The organism is Streptomyces sp. NPDC057136 (genome assembly GCF_042670885.1).
Classification (GTDB): Bacteria; Actinomycetota; Actinomycetes; order Streptomycetales; family Streptomycetaceae; genus Streptomyces.
Genome location: NZ_JBHUUV010000106.1, coordinates 1 through 1,660, shown reverse-complemented (window position 1 = coordinate 1,660; position 1,660 = coordinate 1). Strand labels below are relative to the sequence as shown.

General features: G+C 66.4%; 1 protein-coding gene. It reads left to right on the top strand.

Features of this window, described 5'->3' with window-relative positions; all coding sequences use genetic code 11:
- Nucleotides 1–524 precede the first annotated feature (524 nt).
- A partial coding sequence (locus ACFT7S_RS38675) for an MFS transporter (RefSeq protein ID WP_382741244.1) occupies nt 525–1,660 on the top strand: 1,136 nt, incomplete at its 3' end.

Genomic DNA, 1,660 nt, shown 5'->3' with positions numbered 1-1,660 from the left:
ACGGCGACTTCGAGGACTACTGGATCTTCCACGCGGCCCGCGAACATCAACGCCTCTAGCCCAGCCCCGACCAGGAGAACTACAGCCTCACCGCTTGATCCCGGCTGTCGCTACGTCTGCGTGGCGCCACTTGCCGCGCGCCGAGATGCGGAGTCGCGGACATTACCCCGCCCTTCGTCATACAGGTGACGTATCAGGAATCCACTCTGATGTCGCCCAGGCGTGAAGGCTTTGAATGGGCGACTTCCGCAACCGGCAATGGACTGGTTCTCTGGCCGTTAGGCTACCGGTGGTTGCACCTAGGGTTCCGCTCCCAAGCACGTCGCCTTGCCTGGGAGGTCTGTGACCGAGCGGTGCCAGCATCGGGGAGCCCGGTGCCGCAACTGACGGGACAAAAGCCCTGAGGTCACTCGTGAGTGCCTTCAGGGAGGTCAGTGATGACGTCAGTTGATGACCGCACGATGACTTTGGGGCGATACCGCCGTGTCCTGCGGGCTCGTCAGGTTCCCCGGCTGGTGTTGGCCATGGTTGTCGGTCGGTTGCCGAACGGCATGAGGCCCCTGGCCATCGTGCTGCTCGTCCATCAACAGCAGGGTTCGTACGCGTTGTCCGGTGCGGCCGTGGCGGCACTGATGATCGGGACCACGGGGAGTGCACCGTTTCGCGGGCGGGCCGTGGACCGATGGGGACAGTCGCGCATTCTGATCAGTCTCTCGTTGTGCCAGACGTGTGCGCTGGCCGGGTTTGTTGCCGCGGTGCTGACCCGCCACGGCGCACTGATGCTATTCTCGCTGGCTGCGCTGGTGGGAGCGACGAGTTCAACGCTCGGCGGTTCGATGCGGGCGCTGTGGCCGAGGGTCCTTGATGGGCCCGATGACCTGCAGGCGGCCTACGCGCTCCAGGCGCTTCTTGAGGATCTGATCATGGTGGCAGGCCCACTGACTGCCTCACTGCTTCTGATGCTCGCCTCACCGGCAGCAGTCCTCATTGCGTCGGGAATCGCCGCGGCCGCCGGCACCACCGCCTTCATCACCGCGCCCGCGTCCCGGGCGACCGGCGGCCGACCGGCCCGCCGGTCGAGTGCCCCCAGCCCGTTGCGCTCCCCCGGAATGCGGGTCCTTGTGGGCACACTCGTGTGCACCGGAACCGTGAACGGAGTCCTCAACGTCGCAGTTCCCGCCCTGGCCCAGGACCAGGGCCATGCCTCGTACTCCGGCGTCCTGTTGGCCATGATGTCGGCTGGCAGCATGCTGAGCGGTGCGTACTACGGAGCCCGTGCCTGGAAGACGAGCCCCGACCGCCGTTACGTGTGGCTCACCGCAGGCTTCGCAGCCCTGGTGGCTCCACTCCCGGCGGCGGGCTCCATCGCCCAACTCGGAGGGTTGCTCACTCTCGTTGGACTCGCCTACGCGCCCAGCATGATCTCGGCATATCTCCTGCTCGACGACCTCGCTCCGGCCGGTGCCCTGACGGAGGCATACACCTGGCTGGTCAGCGCGAACGCCGCCGGTTTCGCACTCGGTGCAGCTCTCGCAGGGCTGGTCACGCAACGTGCCGGTATTCACGGGGCGCTTGCCTTCGCCGACGTCAGCGCCACCATCGGACTGGCCATTGCGATCGTGTACCGGACCCGTCTCGCACCCAAGCCCCCTCGTCCAAC